Source organism: Streptomyces sp. NBC_00096 (assembly GCF_045041305.1).
Lineage (GTDB): Bacteria > Actinomycetota > Actinomycetes > Streptomycetales > Streptomycetaceae > Streptomyces.
Map to the genome: position 1 here is coordinate 2,044,399 of NZ_CP108221.1, position 23,221 is coordinate 2,067,619.

The 23,221-nt window shown below is 70.2% G+C and carries 22 protein-coding genes and 1 riboswitch; of the genes, 13 read left to right on the forward strand and 9 right to left on the reverse strand.

All coding sequences use genetic code 11. From position 1 onward, the window contains the following. Positions 1-117 precede the first annotated feature (117 nt). Together OG904_RS08555 and OG904_RS08560 are read left to right on the forward strand one after the other, a co-directional pair. Positions 118-531 carry an anti-sigma regulatory factor gene (locus tag OG904_RS08555; RefSeq protein WP_405488963.1) on the forward strand — a complete coding sequence of 138 codons (414 nt, stop codon included), beginning with the start codon at positions 118-120 and terminating at the stop codon, positions 529-531. Then, positions 528-1,613, forward strand: a complete 1,086-nt coding sequence (locus OG904_RS08560; protein ID WP_405488965.1) for an RNA polymerase sigma factor SigF — start codon at positions 528-530, stop codon at positions 1,611-1,613. Before OG904_RS08555 ends, OG904_RS08560 begins: the two co-directional genes overlap by 4 nt. Positions 1,614-1,638: 25 nt before the next feature. Here the strand turns inward: OG904_RS08560 and OG904_RS08565 are convergent, their stop codons facing one another. Beyond that, positions 1,639-2,076, reverse strand: coding sequence for a hypothetical protein (locus OG904_RS08565; RefSeq protein ID WP_405488967.1), 438 nt, complete (start codon positions 2,074-2,076; stop codon positions 1,639-1,641). 84 nt (positions 2,077-2,160) lie between these two features. On the opposite strand from OG904_RS08565, the gene OG904_RS08570 reads away from it, so the two are divergent. Then, entirely contained in the window at positions 2,161-3,126 is a 966-nt protein-coding gene (locus OG904_RS08570) for a diacylglycerol/lipid kinase family protein (RefSeq protein WP_405488968.1), read from the forward strand. Positions 3,127-3,458: 332 nt separating this feature from the next. Next, positions 3,459-3,716 carry a WhiB family transcriptional regulator gene (locus OG904_RS08575; RefSeq protein ID WP_003953983.1) on the forward strand — a complete coding sequence of 86 codons (258 nt, stop codon included), beginning with the start codon at positions 3,459-3,461 and terminating at the stop codon, positions 3,714-3,716. A 147-nt stretch (positions 3,717-3,863) separates the two neighbouring features. On the opposite strand, the gene OG904_RS08580 is transcribed toward OG904_RS08575, so the two are convergent. Next, the gene (locus tag OG904_RS08580) at positions 3,864-5,333 is read right to left on the reverse strand and encodes a sensor histidine kinase (protein WP_405497875.1); all 1,470 of its coding nucleotides are present in this window, start codon (positions 5,331-5,333) and stop codon (positions 3,864-3,866) included. Positions 5,334-5,693: 360 nt separating this feature from the next. After that, a complete protein-coding gene (locus tag OG904_RS08585; RefSeq protein ID WP_405488970.1) occupies positions 5,694-6,311 on the reverse strand; it encodes a TetR/AcrR family transcriptional regulator in 618 nt (205 codons plus the stop codon). 79 nt (positions 6,312-6,390) lie between these two features. Between OG904_RS08585 and OG904_RS08590 the strand changes: the two genes are divergently transcribed. Both OG904_RS08590 and nagB read left to right on the forward strand, forming a co-directional pair. Continuing rightward, positions 6,391-7,152 (forward strand): SDR family oxidoreductase, encoded by a 762-nt coding sequence (locus OG904_RS08590; RefSeq protein WP_405488972.1) that lies wholly within the window; start codon positions 6,391-6,393, stop codon positions 7,150-7,152. A 134-nt stretch (positions 7,153-7,286) separates the two neighbouring features. Next, the gene (nagB, locus tag OG904_RS08595; RefSeq protein ID WP_405488974.1) at positions 7,287-8,072 is read left to right on the forward strand and encodes a glucosamine-6-phosphate deaminase; all 786 of its coding nucleotides are present in this window, start codon (positions 7,287-7,289) and stop codon (positions 8,070-8,072) included. A 100-nt stretch (positions 8,073-8,172) separates the two neighbouring features. On the opposite strand, the gene OG904_RS08600 is transcribed toward nagB, so the two are convergent. From OG904_RS08600 to OG904_RS08615, 4 genes are all read right to left on the reverse strand, one after another. Further along, positions 8,173-9,681 carry a glycoside hydrolase family 3 protein gene (locus OG904_RS08600; protein WP_405488976.1) on the reverse strand — a complete coding sequence of 503 codons (1,509 nt, stop codon included), beginning with the start codon at positions 9,679-9,681 and terminating at the stop codon, positions 8,173-8,175. Positions 9,682-9,687: 6 nt separating this feature from the next. Beyond that, positions 9,688-10,524 (reverse strand): carbohydrate ABC transporter permease, encoded by an 837-nt coding sequence (locus OG904_RS08605; RefSeq protein WP_405497877.1) that lies wholly within the window; start codon positions 10,522-10,524, stop codon positions 9,688-9,690. A 47-nt stretch (positions 10,525-10,571) separates the two neighbouring features. Next, a complete protein-coding gene (locus OG904_RS08610) occupies positions 10,572-11,594 on the reverse strand; it encodes a carbohydrate ABC transporter permease (protein ID WP_405488978.1) in 1,023 nt (340 codons plus the stop codon). A gap of 246 nt (positions 11,595-11,840) precedes the next feature. Further along, positions 11,841-13,121, reverse strand: a complete 1,281-nt coding sequence (locus OG904_RS08615; RefSeq protein WP_405488980.1) for an extracellular solute-binding protein — start codon at positions 13,119-13,121, stop codon at positions 11,841-11,843. A gap of 295 nt (positions 13,122-13,416) precedes the next feature. Between OG904_RS08615 and OG904_RS08620 the strand changes: the two genes are divergently transcribed. From OG904_RS08620 to OG904_RS08645, 6 genes are all read left to right on the forward strand, one after another. Continuing rightward, entirely contained in the window at positions 13,417-14,181 is a 765-nt protein-coding gene (locus OG904_RS08620) for a GntR family transcriptional regulator (RefSeq protein ID WP_405488983.1), read from the forward strand. 229 nt (positions 14,182-14,410) lie between these two features. Then, positions 14,411-16,573 (forward strand): carbon starvation CstA family protein, encoded by a 2,163-nt coding sequence (locus tag OG904_RS08625; protein ID WP_405488985.1) that lies wholly within the window; start codon positions 14,411-14,413, stop codon positions 16,571-16,573. Continuing rightward, positions 16,570-16,767, forward strand: coding sequence for a CstA-like transporter-associated (seleno)protein (locus OG904_RS08630; RefSeq protein WP_405488987.1), 198 nt, complete (start codon positions 16,570-16,572; stop codon positions 16,765-16,767). Before OG904_RS08625 ends, OG904_RS08630 begins: the two co-directional genes overlap by 4 nt. A gap of 87 nt (positions 16,768-16,854) precedes the next feature. Next, positions 16,855-17,352: a GNAT family N-acetyltransferase gene (locus tag OG904_RS08635; RefSeq protein WP_405488989.1), complete on the forward strand. Its 498-nt coding sequence runs from the start codon at positions 16,855-16,857 to the stop codon at positions 17,350-17,352. 56 nt (positions 17,353-17,408) lie between these two features. Further along, a riboswitch (cobalamin riboswitch) is annotated at positions 17,409-17,521 on the forward strand. A gap of 140 nt (positions 17,522-17,661) precedes the next feature. Then, positions 17,662-20,073 carry a ribonucleoside-diphosphate reductase subunit alpha gene (locus tag OG904_RS08640; protein WP_405488991.1) on the forward strand — a complete coding sequence of 804 codons (2,412 nt, stop codon included), beginning with the start codon at positions 17,662-17,664 and terminating at the stop codon, positions 20,071-20,073. Next, positions 20,073-21,092 carry a ribonucleotide-diphosphate reductase subunit beta gene (locus tag OG904_RS08645; protein WP_405488993.1) on the forward strand — a complete coding sequence of 340 codons (1,020 nt, stop codon included), beginning with the start codon at positions 20,073-20,075 and terminating at the stop codon, positions 21,090-21,092. The genes OG904_RS08640 and OG904_RS08645 overlap by 1 nt, the downstream gene beginning before the upstream one ends. Here the strand turns inward: OG904_RS08645 and OG904_RS08650 are convergent. Beyond that, on the reverse strand, positions 21,089-21,325 hold the full coding sequence (locus OG904_RS08650; protein ID WP_405488995.1) for a hypothetical protein: 237 nt from the start codon (positions 21,323-21,325) through the stop codon (positions 21,089-21,091). The genes OG904_RS08645 and OG904_RS08650 overlap by 4 nt on opposite strands. An 81-nt stretch (positions 21,326-21,406) precedes the next feature. Here OG904_RS08650 and OG904_RS08655 point away from each other — a divergent pair, with 81 nt between their 5' ends. Continuing rightward, positions 21,407-22,390 carry a helix-turn-helix domain-containing protein gene (locus tag OG904_RS08655; protein ID WP_405488997.1) on the forward strand — a complete coding sequence of 328 codons (984 nt, stop codon included), beginning with the start codon at positions 21,407-21,409 and terminating at the stop codon, positions 22,388-22,390. 127 nt (positions 22,391-22,517) lie between these two features. On the opposite strand, the gene def is transcribed toward OG904_RS08655, so the two are convergent. Beyond that, positions 22,518-23,162, reverse strand: coding sequence for a peptide deformylase (gene def / locus OG904_RS08660; RefSeq protein WP_405488999.1), 645 nt, complete (start codon positions 23,160-23,162; stop codon positions 22,518-22,520). Between the last annotated feature and the right edge of the window lie 59 nt (positions 23,163-23,221).

Consider the following 23,221-nt stretch of genomic DNA (forward strand, 5'->3'; position numbering starts at 1 on the left):
CTTCGGCCAGCTATGTTCGACGGGGTCCGCGCGCTCCGTCAGGGGTACCGCGACACGATCGCCCGGATCGCGATAGCGTCACCGGCGAACAGAGCTCGTACCACCTTGGAGGTGAGGGTGTCCCAGATCGCAGGCGAGCCCGGGACCCAGGACTTCGTGGAAGTCCGGCTGCCCGCTGCGGGTGCCTACCTGTCCGTGCTGCGGACGGCCACGGCCGGCCTCGCGGCACGTTTGGACTTCACTCTCGACGAGATCGAGGACCTCCGCATCGCGGTGGACGAGGCCTGCGCGATCCTGCTCCAGCAGGCCGTGCCCGGCTCCGTCCTCAGCTGCGTCTTCCGTTTGGTGGAGGATTCGCTGGAGGTGACCGTGTCCGCCCCGACCACCGACGGCCGGGCCCCGGAGCGCGACACGTTCGCGTGGACGGTCCTCTCGGCACTGGCCGGGAAGGTCGAGGCCACGGTCGAGGAGAACAAGACGGTGAGCATCAGCCTCTACAAACAGCGCGGCGCGGGACCAGGCCCGGCGTGAGCGGCGGGGAGGTCCCGGTGCGGGGCGGGGATCGGCCCCGGGCACGACACGAGGTCGACGGCGGCATTCCGGAGCAGCAGCACGCCCGGCCGCACCCGGCTGACACGGATGCGGAAAACGGCTTTTTGGACTCGGCGGAGCGACGGGCGGGCCCTGTGAGCGAGAACCAGCACGACCAAACACTGCCGGTCCAGCCACCGGGGGCCGCTGCCACGGCCCCGGTGGCCCCGGCCGCGGACACCCCACCGGCGGCGGACGCACCAGCAGTGGACACCCCCGGGGTCCTGCCGGCCCCGGTGTTCACCGCGCCGGCGCCGCTTCCGGATCCGCGCGACCGAAGTGGCGCGCGGGCCCTGTTCATCGAGCTCCGGGCGCTGCCCGACGGCTCGCCGGAGAAGGCGGAGCTGCGCAACCGGCTCGTACGGATGCACCTGCCGCTGGTGGAACACCTGGCCCGGCGCTTCCGCAACCGCGGTGAGCCGCTGGACGACCTGACCCAGGTCGCCACCATCGGCCTGATCAAGTCGGTGGACCGCTTCGACCCGGACCGCGGGGTCGAGTTCTCCACGTACGCCACGCCCACCGTGGTCGGCGAGATCAAACGGCATTTCCGCGACAAGGGCTGGGCGGTACGGGTCCCGCGGCGCCTTCAGGAGCTGCGGCTCTCGCTGACCACGGCGACGGCGGAACTGTCCCAGCAGCACGGCCGCTCCCCCACGGTGCACGAACTGGCCGAGCGGCTGGGGATCTCCGAGGAGGAGGTGCTGGAGGGGCTGGAATCGGCCAATGCCTACAGCACGCTCTCGCTGGACGTCCCGGACACCGACGACGAGTCGCCGGCGGTCGCGGACACCCTGGGCTCGGAGGACGAGGCGCTGGAGGGCGTCGAGTACCGCGAGTCCCTCAAGCCGCTGCTGGAGGGGCTGCCGCCGCGGGAGAAGCGGATCCTGCTGCTGCGGTTCTTCGGCAACATGACCCAGTCGCAGATCGCGCAGGAGGTCGGCATCTCCCAGATGCACGTCTCCCGTCTGCTGGCCCGCACCCTGGCCCAGCTCCGCGAGAAGCTCCTGGTCGAGGAGTAGGAGAGGGGAGAGGGGCCCGTACGGGCTATCGGGCCTGTTCCGCGGGCCCGATGCCCAGTGCCTGCGTGGCCGTCGGATTCACCAGGAGCGCCACGACGGCCACCGCGGCCAGGGCCAGGGACACCGCGGCGACGGCCATCGCGCCGCCCGTGGTCCACAGGGTCCAGGCCACCGGCAGCGCCATCAGCTGGGTGATCAGGGCCGGGCCGCGGCTCCACCGGCGGCCCAGGTGCAGTCCGCGCGCCGCGATCAGCGGCAGCGCGGCGAGCACGAGCACCGTGATCCCGCCGGTTTCGGCCTGCCAGGCGGAGTCGTGGGCACCGGCGATGCCCACGTACAGCATCCGGATGCCGAGGCAGGCCAGTGCCAGTCCCTCCAGCGCGGTGAGCGCGGCGGCCGCGGTCAGCCGACGGGGCAGCGGGGCGGGGACGGCGGACTCGGTGGGGGTGGGCTTCGTACTCACCCCAGCAGGGTATCCGCGCGCCCCGGACCCCGTAGGGGACGGGCAGTATGGGCGGCGTCCCTACGGGTCGGTAGGCTGGCGACCATGCGTGCACTTCTCGTGGCCAACCCAGCAGCGACGACCACCAGTGCGCGCACGCGTGACGTCCTGACCCACGCCCTGGCCAGCGAGATGAAGCTGGAGGCGATCACCACCGAGTACCGCGGGCACGCCCGGGACCTGGGCCGCAGGGCCGCCGAGACCGGTATCGACCTGGTGGTGGCGCTGGGCGGTGACGGCACCGTCAACGAAGTGGTCAACGGGCTGCTGCACGAGGGCCCCGATCCGGACCGGCTGCCCGGTCTCGCGGTGGTGCCCGGCGGCTCCACCAATGTCTTCGCCCGCGCGCTCGGCCTGCCCAACGACGCGGTGGAGGCGACCGGCGCCCTGCTCGACGCGCTGCGGGAGCGGCGCGAGCGGACGGTCGGCCTGGGGCTCGCGGCCGGTACGCCGGGCACCGAGGACGAGTCGGTTCCGGCGCGCTGGTTCACCTTCTGCGCGGGCTTCGGCTTCGACGCGGGCGTGGTGGGCCGGGTCGAACAGCAGCGCGAACGGGGCAAGCGTTCGACGCACGCCCTCTATGTACGACAGCTGATGCGCCAGTTCTGGGAAGAGCCCAACCGCCGGCACGGCGCCATGACGCTGGAGCGGCCCGGCGCGGATCCGGTGACGGACCTGGTGCTGTCGATAGTGTGCAACACGTCACCCTGGACATATCTGGGCAACCGGCCGCTCTACGCCTCTCCCGAAGCGTCGTTCGATACCGCACTTGACGTATTGGCACTGGACCGTTTGTCAACTCCGGCGGTCGCTCGCTACGCGACACAGCTCCTGACCTCGACTCCTGAGCGCGGTCCGCACGGCAAGCACGCGGTGTCTCTGCACGATCTGACGGACTTCACCTTGCATTCGAAGGTCCCCCTTCCGTTCCAGATGGACGGAGACCACCTCGGTCTGCGCACCAGCGTTCGGTTCACAGGCGTACGCCGTGCACTGCGTGTGATTGTGTGAGTGGAAGGGCCCAAAGTCCTTTCACTCGAACGTTTACACGCCGGTCCACCCCCACGAAGTAGGGCTGTGACCTAGTAGACACCGACGAATCAAAAAAAACTTTCCGGAAGGGGTTGTATCCCCGTCCGAGGTTTGCGAATCTCTACATGGCGATCGGGACAGCCCGCAGAATCCGGCACCCATACAGACCGCCAGAACCCCTCCACGAATCTCCGGCAACCCAGGGCGAGTTTTTCCCCAAACTGGGCGGTCTCCCTTCCGTCGCGAAGGGATTCGTGAAAGCGTTCACATTCACAAGCAACCTGCCCGCAATACAAGGAGATGGAGCAGCCATGGACTGGCGTCACAACGCCGTTTGTCGTGAGGAAGACCCGGAACTCTTCTTCCCCATCGGCAACACCGGTCCTGCGCTGCTGCAGATCGAGGAAGCCAAGGCCGTCTGCCGCCGTTGCCCCGTCATGGAGCAGTGCCTGCAGTGGGCGCTCGAGTCCGGTCAGGACTCCGGTGTCTGGGGCGGTCTCAGCGAGGACGAGCGCCGCGCAATGAAGCGCCGCGCCGCTCGCAACCGGGCGCGCAACGCCAGCGCCTGATTTCGACTTTCGAGCCTCGAGCCGCAGCGCGTAGTACCCCATATCAGCGCTCAGCAACGTGCTCTTGAACCCCGTACCGAAAACCATTCGGTACGGGGTTCAGTGCTGTCCGGACCCCCAGACGTCACGTTGAGTGACCGCGCCGCCCTATTTCTGCGGGCTCGCCGGTATGTCGAGGACGACCCTGGTGCCGCGCGGCTCGGAGGCGACCATGTCGAAGGTGCCGCCGAGTTCGCCCTCCACCAGAGTCCGTACGATCTGCAGCCCGAGGTTGCCGGCCCGCTGCGGGTCGAACCCCTCGGGCAGACCGCACCCGTCGTCGACCACCGAGATCAGCAGCCGGGCATCGCCGCGGCCGGTGCCCGAGCGGGACGCGGACACCTCCACGGTGCCGCCCTCCCCCTGGGTGAAGGCGTGTTCCAGGGCGTTCTGGAGGATCTCCGTCAGCACCATCGACAGCGGAGTGGCGACCTCCGCGTCCAGGATTCCGAAGCGGCCGGTGCGCCGGCAGGCGACCTTGCCCGGGGAGATCTCGGCGACCATCGCGATCACGCGGTCGGCGATCTCGTCGAACTCGACCCGCTCGTCCAGGTTCTGAGACAGCGTCTCGTGCACGATCGCGATCGAACCGACCCGTCGGACGGCTTCGTTCAGCGCCTCGCGCCCCTGCGGCGAATCCATTCGACGGGCCTGTAGGCGCAAGAGCGCCGCCACGGTCTGCAGGTTGTTCTTGACCCGGTGGTGGATCTCCCGGATGGTCGCGTCCTTGGTGATCAATTCACGTTCGCGACGGCGCAGTTCCGTGACGTCGCGGCACAGGACGAGGGAGCCGATGCGGGTCCCCTTGGGCTTGAGCGGGATGGCGCGCAGTTGGATGACCCCGCCGCTGCCCTCGGCCTCGGTCTCGCGCGGGGCCCAGCCGCTGGCGAGTTTGACCAGCGCCTCGTCCACCGGACCGCGGGAGGGGGCGAGTTCGGAGGTGATGGAGCCCAGGTGCTGGCCGACCAGGTCGGAGGCGAGGCCGAGCCGGTGGTAGGCGGAGAGCGCGTTGGGGGACGCGTACGTCACCACGCCCTCGGCGTCGAGCCGGATCAGGCCGTCCCCGACGCGCGGGGAGGCGTCCATGTCCACCTGCTGGCCGGGGAAGGGGAAGGAGCCGGCCGCGATCATCTGGGCCAGGTCCGAGGCGGACTGGAGGTAGGTGAGCTCCAGCCGGCTGGGTGTACGCACAGTGAGCAGGTTGGTGTTGCGCGCGATCACTCCGAGCACCCGGCCCTCGCGGCGCACGGGGATCGACTCGACGCGGACCGGCACCTCCTCGCGCCACTCCGGGTCCCCCTCGCGCACGATGCGGCCCTCGTCGAGCGCGGCGTCGAGCAGCGGGCGGCGGCCGCGCGGGACCAGGTGGCCGACCATGTCGTCCTGGTAGGAGGTGGGGCCGGTGTTCGGGCGCATCTGCGCGACCGAGACGTAACGGCTGCCGTCGAGGGTGGGAACCCACAGCACGAGGTCGGCGAAGGAGAGGTCGGAGAGCAGCTGCCACTCCGAGACCAGCAGGTGGAGCCACTCCAGGTCGGTTTCACTGAGAGCGGTGTGCTGGCGTACGAGGTCGTTCATGGAGGGCACGTGGCGAGCGTACCCCGGGTACGGGCCACGACTTTCCGCAGCGCGATACTCCGGAGTATCCAGGAGGCCCCTGTTCCGCGTAGGCTTGGAGGAAGTGACGGTAACCCGGGTTGCGTCATTGGATGGACAGAACAGATTGGTCTAGTCCACAATTGCATCAATGCTTCCGCCCTCCCCGCACAGGAGGACGGATCGAGGTAAGCCGCGCGCTCTGCCCTGACCGCGCGTCACCTCCCACCGGCTGACGGGCACCGCACACCCGTCGGCCGTGAGTACTCCGGGCTACGGTGCCGGGCGGGCCGAGGGTCCCGTTCGGCACCGTGGCCCAGAGGACCGCCGCGGCCCGGAGAGTCACTCCCGCCCCGGACGGCCGGTCTGCTCCGGCCAGCCCCGCATCGCGAGCCCCGCCACCGCCTCCAGCTCCTTACGGCCCGCGCCGTCGCGCGACTGCTGGGACATTCCCACGAGCACGGCCATGGCATGGCGGGCCAGCGCCCACGTGTCCGTACCGGCCGGCAGCACGCCCGCGGCGACATCGGCCCGGATCCGGCTCTCGAACGCCACCAGATTGGCCTCGCGCCGCACCCGCAGCGCCTCCGCCACCTCCTCCGAGGTGGTGTTGACGGCCGCGCTGATCACCATGCAGCCCGGCGGGTGGGCCGGGTCGGTGTAGATCTCGGCCGCCTCGCGCAGGACCCGCCCCACGGCCGCGCGGGCGGTGGGCTCCTCGGCCAGCGCCACGGCCGCGAACTCCGCGTACCGGTCGCCGTAGACCACCACGACCTCGTCGAAGAGCTTGCGCTTGTCGCCGAACGCGGCGTAGAGGCTCGGCGCGCCGATGCCGAGCGAGGCGGTCAGCTCGGAGATGGACGTGGCCTCGTACCCGTGCTCCCAGAAGGCCAGCATCGCCTTGCCGAGGGCCGCGTCGCGGTCGAAGGAGCGGGGCCTGCCGCGCTGTCCGGTCACCATGGGGTCATTCTATAGCGGGCGCTACGGAATCTGGTACGGTCCCTTTCTGTAGCGACCACTATTGAAAGGGGGGTGCGCCATGGGCGTGCTCAAGGGGAAGACGGCACTGGTCACGGGCGGCAGCCGGGGCATCGGACGGGCCGTGGCGGAGCGCCTGGCGCGGGACGGGGCGCTGGTCGCGGTCGCCTACGGGAAGAACCGCGCGGCGGCCGAGGAGGTCGTGGGCGCCGTGGAGGCGGCCGGGGGCCGCGCCTTCGCGGTGGGCGCGGAGCTCGGCGTCCCGGGTGACGCGGAGGCGCTCTGGGCGGCGTACGCGGCCCATCCGCTGGCCACCGAGGGGGTCGACATCCTGGTGAACAACGCGGGCGCGGCCACCTTCGCCGGCATTGCCGAGACGGACGAGGAGACGTACGACCGGGTGCACGCGCTCAACGCGAAGGCGCCGTTCTTCGTGATCAAGCACGGCCTCGCACGGCTGCGGGACGGCGGCCGGATCGTGAACGTGACCGGCACCCCCGGCATCGCCCTGCCGGCGATCCTCGCCACGATCGCCGCCAAGGGCGCGGTGAACGCGCTGACGGTCTCGCTGGCCGCCGAGCTGGCGCCGCGGAACATCACGGTGAACTCGGTGGGCCCGGGGATCACCGAGACCGACCTGAACGCCGCCTGGCTCGCGGATCCGGCGGCCCGCGCGCACGCCGCCTCCCGCTCGGTCTTCGACCGCGTCGGCACTCCGGAGGAGGTCGCGGACGTGGTCGCCTTCCTCGCCTCCCCGGACTCCCGCTGGGTCACCGGCCAGCACCTTTCCGTGACGGGCGGGCTCCAGCTCGCGCTGCTGTAGCCGCCCCGGTCCCCAGGAGGCCGGACGCCGGGTCTTCGCCCACCATGGGATGGTGCGAAGACCCGGCGACGGGCCGTCACCTCTGCTAGATTGGTCTATACCACATCGTCACACTCCAGATCGGCAGGCCCCGCGTGGAAGTTGTCATCGTCCCGGACGCCAAGGCAGGCGGCGAGCTCATCGCGGAGGCCATGGCCGCCCTGGTCCGCCGCAAGCCCGAGGCCCTGCTCGGCGTGGCGACCGGCTCTACCCCGCTTCCCATCTACGAGGCCCTCGCCGCCCGGGTCAAGGCCGGCAAGGTCGACGTGGGACGGGCCCGCATCTGCCAGCTCGACGAGTACGTCGGGCTGCCGGCCGGGCACCCCGAGTCCTACCGCGCGGTCGTCCTGCGCGAGGTCGTCGAGCCGCTGGGTCTGTCCGAGGCCTCCTTCATGGGCCCCGACGGCAGCGCCGCCGACATCGTCGGCGCGTGCGACGCCTACGACCGGGCGCTCGCCGAGGCCGGCGGCGTCGACCTCCAGCTGCTCGGCATCGGCACCGACGGACACATCGGCTTCAACGAGCCGTGCTCCTCGCTCGCCTCCCGCACCCGCATCAAGACGCTGACGGAGCAGACCCGCGTGGACAACGCGCGCTTCTTCGACGACGACATAGAGCAGGTGCCCCACCACGTCATCACCCAGGGCATCGGCACCATCCTCGACGCCCGCCACCTGGTCCTGCTGGCCACCGGCGAGGGCAAGGCCGAGGCCGTCGCGCAGACCGTCGAGGGCCCGCTGTCCGCCCTCGTACCGGCCTCCGCGCTCCAGCTGCACCGCCACGCCACGGTGGTCGTGGACGAGGCCGCCGCGTCCAAGCTGAAGCTCGCGGACTACTTCCGCCACACCTTCGCCAACAAGCCCGCGTGGCAGGGGCTGTAAGCGGTACCGGTGGGCAACGAAACGCCGGCGGGGCTGGATTCGTCCAGCCCCGCCGGCGTTTGGGGTGCGGGGTCCGGGGGCGGAGCCCCGGCAGCGGCCGCTAGACCCCCGCGATGATCTCGGCGGCAGCGCGCCCGCACACCCGGGCCGCCCCGTGCGTGGCGATGTGCAGCGCACCCCGCGGCTCGGCCCGCGGCAGGCCCATCTCGACCACGATCGTCTCCGGCCGCGCCGCGACCAGCGCGTCCAGGGCCTCGGTCATCCACGGGTGCCGGTGCGCGTCGCGGACCACCGCGACGACCGTGCGATTGCCCGCGGCCGCCAGGATGCCGGCCGCGGCCGAACCCTGCGGGTACACGCCCGACTCGGTGCCCGGGATCAGCGCGGACAGTTCCCCGGCCACTCCCCACGGGGTCTCGTCGCCCACCGCGATGTTCGCGACCGGGGTGAGCGTGGCGACGTACGGGGCGTTCACCGGGGCGGCCGCGGCGCGCGAACCCGTCACGACCACCGCGCGGCGGGCCGCGGCCAGTCCGATGCCGGGCGCGCTGCTCCCCTCCGGCCGCGCGCCCGGGCGGACGGTACGGGTCCACTCGGCCAGTGAGCGGACCCGGGCGGCGGCCTCCGCGAGCCGCTCCTCCGGCAGCGAGCCGTCCCGTACGGCCTGGACCAGCGCGTCGCGCAGGTTCAGGACGGTGGCCTCGTCGGCGAGCCCGCCGCCGACGCAGATCGCGTCGGCGCCCGCCGCGATGGCCAGTACCGAGCCGCGCTCGATGCCGTACGTCCCGGCGATGGCGTTCATCTCCATGCCGTCGGTGACGATGAGGCCCTCGTAGCCGAGCTCCTTGCGCAGCAGACCGGTCAGGATCTGCGGGCTGAGGGTGGCCGGGCGGGTCGGGTCCAGGGCGGGCACCAGGATGTGCGCGCTCATGACCGCCTTGGTGCCGGCCTCGATCGCCGCGCGGAACGGTACGAGTTCGCGCGCGGCCAGGGTGTCGAGGTCCACGTCGATGCGGGGCAGCGCGTGGTGCGAGTCGACGTTGGTGTCGCCGTGGCCCGGGAAGTGCTTGGTGCAGGCGGCGACGCCGGCGGCCTGCAGGCCCTCGACGTACGCGGCGGTGTGCCGGGCGGCGAGGTGGGTGTCGGCGCCGAAGGACCGTACGCCGATGACCGGGTTGTCCGGGTTGGAGTTGACGTCCGCGGACGGGGCCCAGTTGAGGTTGACCCCGCACTCGGCGAGGCGCCGGCCCAGCTCGCGGGCGACGTCGCGGGTCAGGTCCGCGTCGTCCACGGCGCCGAGCGCCAGGTTGCCGGGGAAGGAGGAGCCGCCCCGGACCTCCAGGCGGGTGACGTCGCCGCCCTCCTCGTCGATGGCGACGAGGACGTCGTCCCGCTCGGTGCGCAGCTGCGCGGTCAGCCCGGCGAGCTGCTCGGGCGAGGTGATGTTGCGGCCGAAGAGGCCGACGGCGGTGAGGCCCTCGGAGACCTGCCGCAGCAGCCAGGCGGGGGCGGTGGTGCCCTCGAAGCCGGGCTGGAGGACCGCGAGCGCGTCCCGGGCCAGGCCGTCGTTGGGATTGGGCACGGTCGAGCGGTGCGCAAGGACAGTCATGGGCCGTTATCCCTTCACGGCGCCGGCGGTCATGCCGCCGACGGCCTTGCGCTGGAGGAAGACGAAGATGAGCAGCACCGGGACCGCGAAGAGCGAGGACGCGGCCATGGTGGCGCCCCAGTCGTTGCCGAAGGCCGTCTGGAACTGGGTCAGCCACAGCGGCAGGGTCTGCGCGGACTTGTCCTTGTTCAGGATCAGGACCATCGCGAACTCGTTCCAGGCCGTGATGAAGCCGAAGAGCGAGGTGGACATCAGGCCGGGGGCCAGCAGCGGGAAGATCACCTTGCGGAAGGCCTGGCCACGGGTGCAGCCGTCGATCTGGGCGGCCTCCTCCAGTGTCACCGGGACGGCGGCGATGAAGCCGCGCAGGGTCCAGATGGTGAAGGGGAGGACCATCACGAAGTAGATCGCGGTCAGCACGGCGAGGTTGTTCAGCAGGTCGGCCTCGCGGACGATCATGTACATCGCGATGACCATGACCTCCCAGGGGGCCATCTGGGCGAGCATCACGGCGAGCACGAGGCCCTTGCGGCCCTTGAACTTCATGCGGGCGATGGCGAAGCTCGCGGCGAGGGCCACGACCAGCGCCAGCAGGACGGCCCCGACGGTGACGAGCAGGCTGTTCGTGACGTACGTCCAGAACATGTCGACGCCGGTGGCCTTGGTGAAGTTGTCCAGCGTCGGGGTGAAGACGAAGACGGGGTCCTTGGAGAGGATCTCGCTGGACGGCTTGAGCGCCGAGGAGAACATCCAGTAGACGGGGAAGACGAAGAGGACTGCCAGGAGCAGGGCGCCGACGTTCTTGGCGACGGCCGCGGGGCGCACCGGCCTGCGGTTGCGCAGCTGCTGGGGCCCGGCCGGCGGCGCGGGCTTCGGGGCGGTGGTGGTGCTCACTGCTCCTCCTCCTGCTTCAGGATCAGACGGAAGTAGAAGGACATGACGATCACGAGCATCACGATCGTCAGGACGGAGATCGCCGCGGCCAGACCGTAGTGGAACTGGCTCTGGCCCTCGACGTAGGCGAAGACGGGCAGGATCTCGGAGGCCCGGTCGGGCCCGCCCGCCTTCATCGCGTAGACCTGGGTGAAGGCCTTGAAGACCCAGATCACCTCGAGGAACGTGGTGACGAGGAAGAACGACTTGAGGTTCGGGAAGACGACCTTCCAGAAGGTCTGCCAGCCGTTGGCGCCGTCCATCCGGGCCGCCTCGTACAGCTCGCCGCTGACGGTGGTCAGACCGGCGTACATGTTGAGGGCGACGAAGGGGATCGAGCCCCAGACCACCAGGACCGTGACGATCACGAGGGTGGAGAAGCCCGTCTCGAACCAGTTGTGCTGGTCGTACCCGGAGAAGCCGAGCGTACGCATCAGCCAGTTCATCACGCCGAACTGCTCGTCGAACAGCCACTGGAAGACGGTCACGGAGGCGACGATGGGCATGGCCCAGGCCATCACCAGTGCCACGGACAGGACCAGGCGCATCCACTTGCCGAGCCTGTTCAGCAGGATGCCGATGAGGCTGCCGAGGACCATGATCAGTACGACGTTGGCCGCGGTGAAGACGAAGCTGCGGACGCCGACGGTCCAGAACTGCGAGTCACCCAGCAGCTGGGTGTAGTTGTCCACGCCGGTGAACGGCGACTTCCGCTGGATGAACTCGATCTTGTCGACCTTCTGGAACGACAGGATGATGTTCTTGATCAGCGGATACAGCAGCAGGGTCGCCATGCTGAGCACGGCCGGCCCGATCAGGAGGTAGGGCCACCACCCTGAAGGGAGCGACTTCCTGCCCCCGCGAGGAGACTTGGGCGCTGCCTTGGCTCCGGTGGGCGGCGGCGTCTTGGCCACCCCGGCGGACTTCTGTGGTGCGTCCTGTGGAGCGGAGGTCGCCGCTCCCTGGGAGTGCACGGTCATGTCTGGCTTCCTCGCGGTTGACTGTGGCGACTCGCACCCGCTTCCCCGGCTCGGCTCGACTCGGCGGAGGAACGGGCGGCGCTTACGTCTGTCAATGCGCGACCGGGGGCACGGCGGGCGCTCCTGGGCGACCGCCGCACCCCCCGGTGCGATCACTGCTGGTACTGCGGGTACTTCAGGTGGTGCGGGTACTGCGCGTACTGCGGGTACTTCGGGTGGCGCGGGTACTTCGGGTGGCGCCGGGTGTTACTTGTTGATGCGCTTCGCGATCTCCGCGTCCGCTTCCGCACCGGCCTTGGCCGCGTCGCCGCCGTTCAGGACCTTGGTCATGAACTCCTTGATCGGGTTGGGCTCGGTCTCGACGTTCGCCCAGCCCGGGGTCACCGGGGTGATCTTGCCGTTGGCGCCGGCCTTGGCCATGGCCTCGGCGAAGGAGCCCGCCGGCGGGGTGAAGTTCGCGCCCGGCTGGTTCGGGAGCAGCGCGCCCTTGGTCTCGGCGGCGTACTTGGTCATCTGGTCCTTGCCTGCGGCGAGGGCCAGCCACTCCTTGGCGAGCTCCTTGTTCTTGGAGCGCTCGGAGATCGCGAGGTTCGAGCCGCCGAGGAAGACGGTGCCCGGCTTGTCCGCGGTCTTGCCCGGGATCGGGAAGTAACCGAAGTCGGCTTCCTTGCCCGCGTCCTTCAGGGCCTTCTCGGCACCGCCGGCCTCCCAGCCGAGACCGATCCAGGACGAGACGCCGCCCTTGGGAACGATGTCGGTGGACTGCTGCGGGGTGGCCTCGTCCTTGTCCTTCGGAGCGGTGGAGAAGGACTGGAGCTTCTTGTAGAAGTCGATCGCGGAGGCGGCCTGGGGGGTGGCGAGGCCACCCTTCCACTTGGCGCCGTCCTTGACGGCGAGGTCGCCGCCCTCGTCCCAGACGAAGCCCGCGAGGACGTACCAGCTCTGGCCGGGCAGGTAGATCGGCTGCGAGGCCGGGTCGGCCGCCTTCAGCTTCTCCAGGCCGGCGATCCACTCGTCGCGGGTGGTCGGCGGGGTCACGCCGGCCTTGGCGTACGCCTTCTTGTCGTAGACGACGACGCGGTTGGCCGCGTACCACGGAGCGGAGTAGAGCTTGCCGTCGATCTCGGACGAGGCGGTCATGCCCTTCGACCAGGCGTCCGCGCCGAGCTTGGCCTTGTCCTTGGTCAGGTCGGCGAGGCCGCCGGTGACGGCGTAACCGGCCGTCTGGGTGTTACCGAGCTCCAGGACGTCCGGAGGGGTGTTCTCGGAGAGGGCCGTGGTGACCTTCTCCTGGATGCCCTTCCACTTCTGCTCCTCGACCTTGACCGTGACACCGGGGTGCTTGGCCGAGAACTCCGCGTTGACCGCGTCTATCCATGCCTTCGGTGCGGAGCCGTCCATCACCCAGACAGTGATCTCCTTGGCGCCACCCGCGTCGGCCTTCGGCTTGTCGTCGCCGTTGCCGCACGCCGCGACTCCGACCATCATGCCCGCGACACTGACCGCCGCGATGAGCTTGCGCTTCACGCCACCCTCCTCAGGGATGCTGCCTGCAACTTCCCTCGCCCGCCGCGGTGACTCAAAAGCGTCAAGTACTGCCCGTGGGGCCGGGATCTGATCCATATTGGTGTAGACCAGTAGCTGGAGCTTGGCCTAGACCTTTAGGGGTGTCAAGGGTCTAATGAGCGGGTGCTCGGTCCGTTATCGGACCGACACCTGGGGGAGGGAGGAGGCCTGCCCTCCCTCCCGTGTCACGATGTGACCGCACATATCGGAGGAGCCGGTGACGGCAACGAAACTGGAGTCGGGAAGGCGGGCGGCGATGGCCACCGAAGGGGCGACCACGGAGCCGGATGGCGGGGCGGCCACCCGCACGGCACGCGTGCCCAAGTACTACCGACTCAAGCGGCACTTGCTCGACATGACCGAAACACTGCCCCCCGGCACACCGGTGCCGCCCGAGCGCACGCTCGCGGCCGAATTCGACACCTCCCGCACCACCGTGCGACAGGCCCTCCAGGAGCTCGTCGTCGAGGGGCGGCTGGAACGGATCCAGGGCAAGGGAACCTTCGTCGCCAAACCGAAGGTCTCCCAGCCGCTCCAACTCTCCTCGTACACCGAGGACATGAGGGCCCAGGGACTGGAACCCACCTCCCAGCTCCTGGACATCGGCTACGTGACGGCCGACGACACCCTCGCCGGCCTGCTCAAGATCTCCACCGGCGGCCGGGTCCTGCGCATCGAACGGCTCCGGCTGGCGAGCGGCGAGCCGATGGCCATCGAGACCACGCACCTCTCCGCCAAGCGCTTCCCCGCGCTGCGCCGTTCGCTGGCCAAGTACACCTCCCTCTACACCGCCCTCGCCGAGGTGTACGACGTACGCCTCGCCGAGGCCGAGGAGACCATCGAGACCTCGCTGGCCACCCCGCGGGAGGCCGGACTGCTCGGCACGGACGTCGGACTGCCGATGCTGATGCTTTCGCGCCATTCGCTGGACGCCGACGGAGAGCCCGTCGAGTGGGTGCGCTCCGTCTACCGAGGCGATCGTTACAAGTTCGTCGCCCGACTCCAGCGCCCCGCCGTCTGATTCGTAGTTGACTCTCGTTCCGCTATACGGACGGGGGCTTACGTCCACCGGGCGGGCCCCCGTAGATTCCCTGCGCTTACGCAGATGATCAACGAGGGGACGACGGATCATGACGGAACCAGAGCCGGAAGCGACACGAGCGGAACGGAACGCGGCGAGTCCGGGCACCACGCCGGGCTCGCCTTCTCCATCAGGGGGCCCGGAGGGCGTTCCCGGCACGCTGGGGGGCATGTCCCCCAAGGCCGTGGCCCTGTGGGTGCTCGTCGGGCTCGTGGGGGCCCTCGGCTGGGGCGTGCTGGCGCTCTCGCGCGGTGAGGAGATCTCGGCCGCCTGGCTGCTCGCCGCCGCGCTGGGCTCGTACGCGATCGGCTACCGCTTCTACGCGCGTTTCATCGCGAACCGGGTCCTGAAGGTGGACAAGACCCGCGCCACCCCCGCCGAACGCCTCGACAACGGCGTCGACTTCCACCCGACCGACCGACGGGTGCTTTTCGGCCACCACTTCGCCGCCATCGCCGGTGCCGGACCGCTCGTGGGTCCCGTGCTCGCCTCGCAGATGGGCTACCTGCCCGGCACCATCTGGATCGTCGCGGGCGTGATCTTCGCGGGCGCGGTCCAGGACATGGTCACGCTCTTCTTCTCCACCCGCCGCAACGGCCGCTCGCTCGGCCAGATGGCCCGGGACGAGATCGGCCCGGTGGGCGGCGCCGCCGCACTGGTCGGCGTGTTCGCCATCATGATCATCCTGCTGGCGGTGCTGGCCCTGGTCATCGTCAACGCCCTGGCGCACTCGCCCTGGGGCGTCTTCTCCATCGGCATGACCATCCCGATCGCCCTCTTCATGGGCTTCTACCTGCGCGTCCTGCGCCCCGGCCGGGTCACCGAGGTCTCCGTCGTCGGTGTCGCCCTGCTGCTGCTCGCCATCGTCGCGGGCGGCTGGGTCGCGGACTCCTCCCTGGCGGGCACCTTCACCCTGGAGAAGGAGACGCTGGTCATCTGGATGGTCGTCTACGGCTTCGTGGCGTCCGTGCTGCCGGTGTGGATGCTGCTCGCCCCGCGCGACTACCTCTCCACATTCATGAAGGTCGGCACCATCGGGCTGCTGGCCGTGGGCGTGGTCGTGGCCATGCCGGTGCTGAAGATGCCCTCGGTCACCGACTTCGCCTCGCGCGGTGACGGCCCGGTCTTCGCGGGCTCGATGTTCCCGTTCGTCTTCATCACCATCGCCTGCGGAGCGCTCTCGGGCTTCCACTCGCTGGTCTCCTCGGGCACCACCCCGAAGATGATCCAGAAGGAGACCCAGGTCAAGGTCATCGGCTACGGCGCCATGCTGACCGAGTCCTTCGTCGCCGTCATGGCGATCATCGCGGCCTGCATCATCGACCCGGGCCTGTACTTCGCGGTCAACTCCCCCGCCGGAGTCGTCGGCGCGACGGTCCAGACCGCCTCGGAGGCGGTGACGAACTTCGGCTTCGCGATCTCCCCCGACGCCCTCGCCCAGGCGGCGAAGGACGTGGAGGAGACCAGCCTGCTGTCCCGTACGGGCGGCGCGCCGACCTTCGCACTCGGAATGTCGGAGATCTTCTCCTCCGTCATCGGCGGCACCGCCATGAAGGCGTTCTGGTACCACTTCGCGATCATGTTCGAGGCCCTGTTCATCCTGACCACGGTCGACGCGGGCACCCGCGTGGGCCGCTTCATGCTCCAGGACACCCTCGGCAACGTGCACAAGTCCTTCAAGGACATCAGCTGGAAGCCGGGCGTCTGGCTCGCGAGCGCGGTCGTCGTCGGCGGCTGGGGCTACTTCCTGTGGGTCGGCGTCAAGGACCCGCTGGGCGGCATCAACCAGCTCTTCCCGCTGTTCGGCATCGCGAACCAGCTGCTCGCGGCGGTCGCCCTGGCCGTCTGCACCACCCTGCTGATCAAGTCGGGCCGGCTCAAGTGGGCCTGGGTGACGGGCGTTCCGCTGGCCTGGGACGTGGCCGTCACGCTCACCGCGAGCTACCAGAAGATCTTCTCCGACAACCCGAAGATCGGCTTCTTCGCGCAGCGCGACGTCTACCAGGACGGCATCGACGCGGGCAAGATCCTCAAGCCCGCCAAGAACATGGACGAGATGCACACCGTGGTCACCAACGCCACGGTCGACGGCGTCCTGTCGGTGTTCTTCGCGGCTCTGATCATCATCGTGCTGCTGGACGCGGCCCGGACCTGCTTCAACGCCGTCCGCAAGCCGGAGTCCGTCACCCTGGCCGAGGTCCCGTGGACCGAGTCCAGGCTCGTCGCCCCGGCCGGGCTGATCCCGACCGCCGAGGAGCGGGCGGAGCTCGCCGCCGCCGGCCTCGACTCGGGCGGGGGCCGCGTGAAGGAACCCGTACAGGAACCCGCGTGAGCGGCCTGCGCCACGTACTGGGCCGGGCCCGGTACTTCGTCCGGGAGTTCTCGGGCGAGGCGGCCTACGAGCGCTACGTCGCCCACGCCCGTACGCACGACCCGGACGCGGAGGTCCAGACCCGCCGGGCCTTCGAACGGGCCCGCACGGACGCCCGCGAGGCCGACCCGCGCGAAGGCTTCCGCTGCTGCTGAACCCGCGGGCACGAAGGGCCGTCACGTCCATGCCGAACCGGCGAAAACGTGGCGGCCCTTCCCCGTGCCCTGTCGCACACTCGGTCCATGGACATCGTCATCAGGGTGGCAGCGGCCGCCGAACACGAAGAGCTCGGCGAGATCACCGCGCGGGCCTACCTCGAGGACGGACTGCTCGACTTCGCCGAGGAGGACCCCTACCTGAGCAGGCTGCGCGACGTCGCCGGCCGCGCCCCCGACGGGGAGGTGCTCGTCGCGGAGCACGAAGGCACCCTGCTCGGCTGTGTGACCTTCGCCCCTCCCGGCAGCCCGCTCTGTGACATCGCCGGCCCCGGCGAGGCGGAGTTCCGGATGCTGGCCGTCTCCCGCGAGGCCCGCGGACGCGGCGCCGGCGAGGCCCTCGTACGGGCCTGCCTGAGCCGGGCCCGGTCCCTGGAGGGCGTGACCCATCTGGTGCTCTCGACCACCGAGAAGATGCTGGGGGCGCACCGGATCTACGAGCGGCTGGGCTTCGTACGGACCCCGGACCGGGACTGGTACCCGGTGCCCGGACTGCCCCTGCTCACCTACCGTATCGAGCTGTAACCGTGCGCCGACTTCAGTGAACGACACAACATGTGGGGGCTACCGCATCAGGTCGCCCCCACATGTATGCTCATGGCTGCTGTCGCCGCAGGGAAATCCGGTGTGAATCCGGAACTGTCCCGCAACGGTATGAAAAGTCCGAGGACCTGCCGGCAGCGCACCCGGGTCGACCGAACCGGGTGCCGATACGTCCGGGCCTCGAGGTTGGGCCGGTGGACGCCGTGCGGTGTACGCGTTCCTGCCACGCCCGCACGCGCCTCCCCGCGCCCGCCCGCCGAAGACCGGGCCGAGCGAGGGAGAGCTCCCGCCGTGACCATCGCGCCTTCCGCACCGCGCGCCGAGTCCATTACTGGCGACAACACCGAGGGCCCGGGGGCCACACTCCTGCGCACGCTCACCGAGCTGACCGCCGACCTGCCCGACACCGACCCCGGCCGGGTCGCCGCCGCCGCCCTGCGCGGCCGCAGCGCCGCCGCGGACGAGGCGGAGCTGCGCACGCTCGCCACCGAGGCCGCCGCCGGGCTGATCTCCGAGGACCCGGCGTACTCCCGCCTCGCCGCCCGCCTGCTGACGCTGGCCGTCCGCGAGGAGGCCGCCGGCCAGGGCTCCACCTCCTTCTCCGCCTCCGTCGCCGTCGGCCACCACGAGGGCCTGATCGCGGACCGCACCGCGGAGTTCGTACGGATCCACGCGAGCCGGCTCGACGCGCTGGTCGGACACGCACTCACCGAGGGCGCCGACGACCGCTTCGGCTTCTTCGGCCTGCGCACCCTGCACAGCCGCTACCTGCTGCGCCACCCGATCACCCGCCAGGTCATCGAGACCCCCCAGTACTTCATGCTGCGCGTGGCCTGCGGCCTCGCCGCCGACGAGAGCGTCCAGGCAGTCGAGGAAGTGGCCTCGCTGTACCGGCTGATGAGCCGCCTCGACTACCTGCCCTCCTCCCCCACGCTCTTCAACTCCGGCACCCGGCACCCGCAGATGTCCTCCTGCTACCTGCTGGACTCCCCGCTGGACGAGCTGGACTCGATCTACGACCGCTACCACCAGGTCGCGCGGCTGTCCAAGCACGCCGGCGGCATCGGCCTCTCGTACTCCCGCATCCGCGCCCGCGGCTCCCTGATCCGCGGCACGAACGGCCACTCCAACGGCATCGTGCCGTTCCTCAAGACCCTCGACGCCTCCGTCGCCGCCGTGAACCAGGGCGGCCGCCGCAAGGGCGCCGCCGCCGTCTACCTGGAGACCTGGCACGCGGACATCGAGGAGTTCCTGGAGCTCCGCGACAACACCGGTGAGGACCAGCGCCGCACCCACAACCTGAACCTGGCGCACTGGGTGCCGGACGAGTTCATGCGCCGCGTGAACGCCGACGCCGACTGGTCGCTGTTCTCCCCGGCCGAGGTCCCCGAGCTGGTGGACCTGTGGGGCGACGAGTTCGACGCCGCGTACCGCAAGGCCGAGGCGGCCGGACTGGCCCGCAAGACCATGCCCGCCCGCGACCTGTACGGCCGGATGATGCGCACCCTCGCGCAGACCGGCCAGGGCTGGATGACCTTCAAGGACGCCTCGAACCGCACGGCGAACCAGACCGCGGAGCCGGGCAGCGTCGTCCACTCCTCGAACCTCTGCACCGAGATCATCGAGGTCACCAACGACGGCGAGACGGCCGTCTGCAACCTCGGCTCGGTCAACCTCGGCGCCTTCGTCGTGGACGGCGAGATCGACTGGGAGCGCCTGGACGAGACCGTCCGCACCGCGGTCACCTTCCTCGACCGCGTCGTGGACATCAACTTCTACCCGACCGAGCAGGCCGGCCGCTCCAACGCGCGCTGGCGCCCGGTGGGCCTGGGCGCGATGGGCCTGCAGGACGTCTTCTTCCAGCTGAAGCTCCCCTTCGACTCCCCCGAGGCGAAGGCGCTGTCCACGAAGCTCTCCGAGCGCATCATGCTCGCGGCGTACGAGGCCTCGTGCGACCTGGCCGAGCGCAGCGGCCCGCTCCCCGCCTGGGAGCAGACCCGTACCGCCCGCGGGGTCCTGCACCCCGACCACTACGACGTGGAACTGAACTGGCCGGAGCGCTGGGACGCGCTGCGCGCCCGCGTCGCGAAGACCGGCATGCGCAACTCCCTGCTCCTCGCCATCGCGCCGACGGCGACCATCGCCTCCATCGCGGGCGTGTACGAGTGCATCGAGCCGCAGGTCTCCAACCTCTTCAAGCGCGAGACCCTCAGCGGCGAGTTCCTCCAGGTCAACGGCTACCTGGTGCAGGAGCTCAAGCGGCTCGGCGTCTGGGACGCCCAGACCCGCGAGGCGCTGCGCGAGTCCAGCGGCTCCGTCCAGGGCTTCGGCTGGATCCCCGCCGAGGTCCGCGAGCTCTACCGCACCGCGTGGGAGATCCCGCAGCGCGGCCTGATCGACATGGCGGCCGCCCGTACGCCGTTCCTCGACCAGTCGCAGTCGCTGAACCTGTTCCTGGAGACGCCGACCATCGGGAAGCTGTCCTCGATGTACGCGTACGCCTGGAAGCAGGGCCTGAAGACCACGTACTACCTGCGCTCGCGCCCCGCGACGAAGATCGCCCGCGCCGCGCAGGCCGCCCCCGCGGCGGCGCTCCCCCTGGTCGACGCCGACGCCGCCGCGGAAGCCGCCGCGGAAGCCGCCGCCGCGGAAGCGCTCGCCTGCTCCCTTGAAAACCCCGAGTCCTGCGAGGCCTGCCAGTAATGAGTTCCACCGACAAGACGAAGAACCTCCTGGACCCGGGCTTCGAACTGACGCTGCGCCCCATGCGCTACCCGGACTTCTACGAGCGCTACCGGGACGCGATCAAGAACACCTGGACCGTCGAGGAGGTCGACCTCCACTCGGACGTCGCGGACCTCGCGAAGCTGACGCCGTCCGAGCAGCACATGATCGGCCGCCTGGTCGCGTTCTTCGCGACGGGTGACTCGATCGTCTCGAACAACCTCGTCCTGACCCTGTACAAGCACATCAACTCCCCGGAGGCGCGCCTGTACCTGTCGCGCCAGCTCTTCGAGGAGGCCGTGCACGTCCAGTTCTACCTGACGCTGCTCGACACCTACCTGCCCGACCCGGACGACCGCGCGGCCGCGTTCGACGCGGTCGAGGAGATCCCGTCGATCCGCGAGAAGGCGCAGTTCTGCTTCAAGTGGATCAACGAGGTCGAGAAGCTGGACCGCCTGGAGACGGCCGCCGACCGCCGCCGCTTCCTGCTGAACCTGATCTGCTTCGCCGCGTGCATCGAGGGCCTGTTCTTCTACGGCGCCTTCGCGTACGTCTACTGGTTCCGCTCGCGCGGCCTCCTGCACGGCCTGGCGACGGGCACCAACTGGGTGTTCCGCGACGAGACCATGCACATGAACTTCGCGTTCGAGGTAGTGGACACGGTCCGCAAGGAGGAGCCCGAGCTCTTCGACGACGAGCTCCAGCAGCAGGTCGTCGACATGCTGAAGGAAGCCGTCGAGGCGGAGCTGCAGTTCGGCCGCGACCTCTGCGGTGACGGCCTGCCGGGCATGAACACCGAGTCGATGCGCGAGTACCTGGAGTGCGTCGCGGACCAGCGCCTGGTCCGCCTCGGGTTCGCGCCGGTGTACGGCTCGCAGAACCCGTTCTCCTTCATGGAGCTCCAGGGTGTCCAGGAGCTGACGAACTTCTTCGAGCGCCGCCCGTCGGCCTACCAGGTGGCGGTCGAGGGCACGGTCGACCTGGACGAGGACTTCTAGGTCCGGGGCGAGCCGAGCCGCTTGCCCGACAGCGTCCCCGCCCACGGGGAGACCGGCCTGGCCGGCCGGTTCCCGGGGCGGGGGCGCTTCGTCGTTCCCGGCACCCGCGCGTTCTGTGCGGCTGTGCGGAGTTGGCGGTTGAGGCGGTGTTCGCGGGTGGCTCCGTAGAGGGCGGGGGTTGCGAGGAGGGCTGCAACGGCGAGGACTACGAGGAGGTCGAGGAACGTGTTCATGACTCCACTCTCGCCAGGACGGGCGAAACCGGACAGTGGCAGGACTGTCATGGAAGAGCGAATTACTGCCACACTGGGGTCATGCTGAAGACTTCCTCGCTGAACAACGTGGCCGTCGCCGTGGTGAACGGGGTCGCCCCCTTCGAGATGGGCATCTTCTGCGAGGTCTTCGGGATCGACCGCAGTGCCATGGGCCTGCCCACCTACGATTTCGCCGTCTGCGCGGTGGAGGAGAACCCCGTCACCGTCGGTGACGGCCACTATCGCCTCACCCTGCCGCACGGGCCCGAGCGGCTGGAGGAGGCCGACCTGATCTGTCTGCCCGCCGACCGCGACGCCCCCGCCCGGGAGTATCCGGAGCCGCTGCTGGCGGCCCTGCGCAGGGCCGCGGACCGCGGTGCGCGGCTGCTGAGCGTGTGCAGCGGTGCCTTCGTGCTGGGCGCGGCCGGCCTGCTCGACGACCGGCGGTGCACCACGCACTGGATGCACGCCGGGACCCTGGCCCGCCGCTTCCCCCGGGCCCGGGTCGACCCGGACGTGCTCTACGTGGACGAGGGATCGGTGATCACCTCGGCCGGCACCGCCTCCGGGATCGACGCCTGCCTGCACCTCGTGCGCCAGGAGCAGGGCGCGGAGGTGGCCAACACCATCGCCCGCCGGATGGTGGTCCCGCCGCACCGGGACGGCGGGCAGGCCCAGTACATCCGGCGTCCGCTGCCCCGCACGTCCTGCGACACGGTGGGCGAGGTGATCGGCTGGATGGCCCGCCACCTGGACGAGGAGATCACCGTCGAACAGCTCGCGGAGCGGGCCCACATGTCCGCGCGGACGTTCGCCCGCCGCTTCCTGCAGGAGACCGGGACGACCCCGTACCAGTGGGTGCTGCGCCAGCGGGTCCTGCTGGCGCAGGAGCTGCTGGAGTCCACCGACGAGACGGTCGACGCGATCGCGGGCCGTTGCGGCTTCGGCAACGCGGCGGCCCTGCGCCACCACTTCCTGCGCGCCCTCGGCACCACCCCGAACTCCTTCCGGCGCACCTTCCGGGGGCCGTGGGCCGCGGCCTGAGAGACCGGAGGGGCCAGAGGGACCTGAGGGGCCTGAGAGACCGGAGGAACAACCCGTACGCGCGAAGGCGCCCCGCTCCGGCCGGGAGCGGGGCGCCTTCGTGTGCCGGGGCCGTACGGCGGGGCTGCTACGCGTTCGGGACCGTCTCGTAGCGGGCGGTGCCCTCTTCCATCTGGCGCAGCGCGTCCTTGCGGTCGCGCTTCGAGAGGCGGTCGATGTACAGGTAGCCGTACAGGTGGTCGGTCTCGTGCTGGAGGCAGCGGGCGAAGTAGCCCGTGCCGCGCACCTTGATCGGGTTGCCCTGCGCGTCCTGGCCGGTGACCTCGGCGTAGTCCGGGCGGGCCAGCGAGGCGTAGGCGGTCGGGACCGACAGGCAGCCCTCGTTCGAGTCGTCCAGGACCCGCGCGGCGGCCGGCAGCTCGACGAGCTTCGGGTTGATCACGACGCCCGTGTGGCGGTTGCCGTCGTCGTCGGGGCAGTCGTAGACGAAGACCTTGGCGTCGACGCCGATCTGGTTCGCGGCCAGGCCCACGCCCTCGGCGGCCTTCTGGCTGGCGAACATGTCGTCGATCAGCTGGGCCAGCTCGTCGCCGAACTCGGTGACGTCCTTGCACTCCCGGTGCAGGACCGGGTTGCCCACCACCGTGATCGGGCGGGCCGTGCCGCGCTCGCGGTGGGCGAGCTCGCGCGCCTCACAGTCCTCGGTGTCGACGACGTATCCGTCGTTCGCTCCATCGAGGGCACCGACAACCTCGTTCTCCTGCTGCGCCATGTCCGCCGTACGCCTTCCGTAAGTCCCGGTCCGCCGAGCACCACGCCACTGGTGTGCGG

Excerpts from the sequence above, each read along its gene's own strand:
- OG904_RS08575 (WP_003953983.1), top strand. The coding sequence starts at position 3,459 with ATGGACTGGCGTCACAACGCCGTTTGTCGTGAGGAAGACCCGGAACTC.
- OG904_RS08610 (WP_405488978.1), bottom strand. The coding sequence starts at position 11,594 with ATGACCGTGCACTCCCAGGGAGCGGCGACCTCCGCTCCACAGGACGCA.
- OG904_RS08570 (WP_405488968.1), top strand. The coding sequence starts at position 2,161 with ATGCGTGCACTTCTCGTGGCCAACCCAGCAGCGACGACCACCAGTGCG.
- OG904_RS08650 (WP_405488995.1), bottom strand. The coding sequence starts at position 21,325 with ATGAACACGTTCCTCGACCTCCTCGTAGTCCTCGCCGTTGCAGCCCTC.
- OG904_RS08625 (WP_405488985.1), top strand. The coding sequence starts at position 14,411 with ATGTCCCCCAAGGCCGTGGCCCTGTGGGTGCTCGTCGGGCTCGTGGGG.
- OG904_RS08590 (WP_405488972.1), top strand. The coding sequence starts at position 6,391 with ATGGGCGTGCTCAAGGGGAAGACGGCACTGGTCACGGGCGGCAGCCGG.
- OG904_RS08645 (WP_405488993.1), top strand. The coding sequence starts at position 20,073 with ATGAGTTCCACCGACAAGACGAAGAACCTCCTGGACCCGGGCTTCGAA.
- def (WP_405488999.1), bottom strand. The coding sequence starts at position 23,162 with ATGGCGCAGCAGGAGAACGAGGTTGTCGGTGCCCTCGATGGAGCGAAC.
- OG904_RS08585 (WP_405488970.1), bottom strand. The coding sequence starts at position 6,311 with ATGGTGACCGGACAGCGCGGCAGGCCCCGCTCCTTCGACCGCGACGCG.
- OG904_RS08600 (WP_405488976.1), bottom strand. The coding sequence starts at position 9,681 with ATGACTGTCCTTGCGCACCGCTCGACCGTGCCCAATCCCAACGACGGC.
- OG904_RS08580 (WP_405497875.1), bottom strand. The coding sequence starts at position 5,333 with ATGAACGACCTCGTACGCCAGCACACCGCTCTCAGTGAAACCGACCTG.
- OG904_RS08620 (WP_405488983.1), top strand. The coding sequence starts at position 13,417 with ATGGCCACCGAAGGGGCGACCACGGAGCCGGATGGCGGGGCGGCCACC.
- OG904_RS08655 (WP_405488997.1), top strand. The coding sequence starts at position 21,407 with ATGCTGAAGACTTCCTCGCTGAACAACGTGGCCGTCGCCGTGGTGAAC.
- OG904_RS08635 (WP_405488989.1), top strand. The coding sequence starts at position 16,855 with ATGGACATCGTCATCAGGGTGGCAGCGGCCGCCGAACACGAAGAGCTC.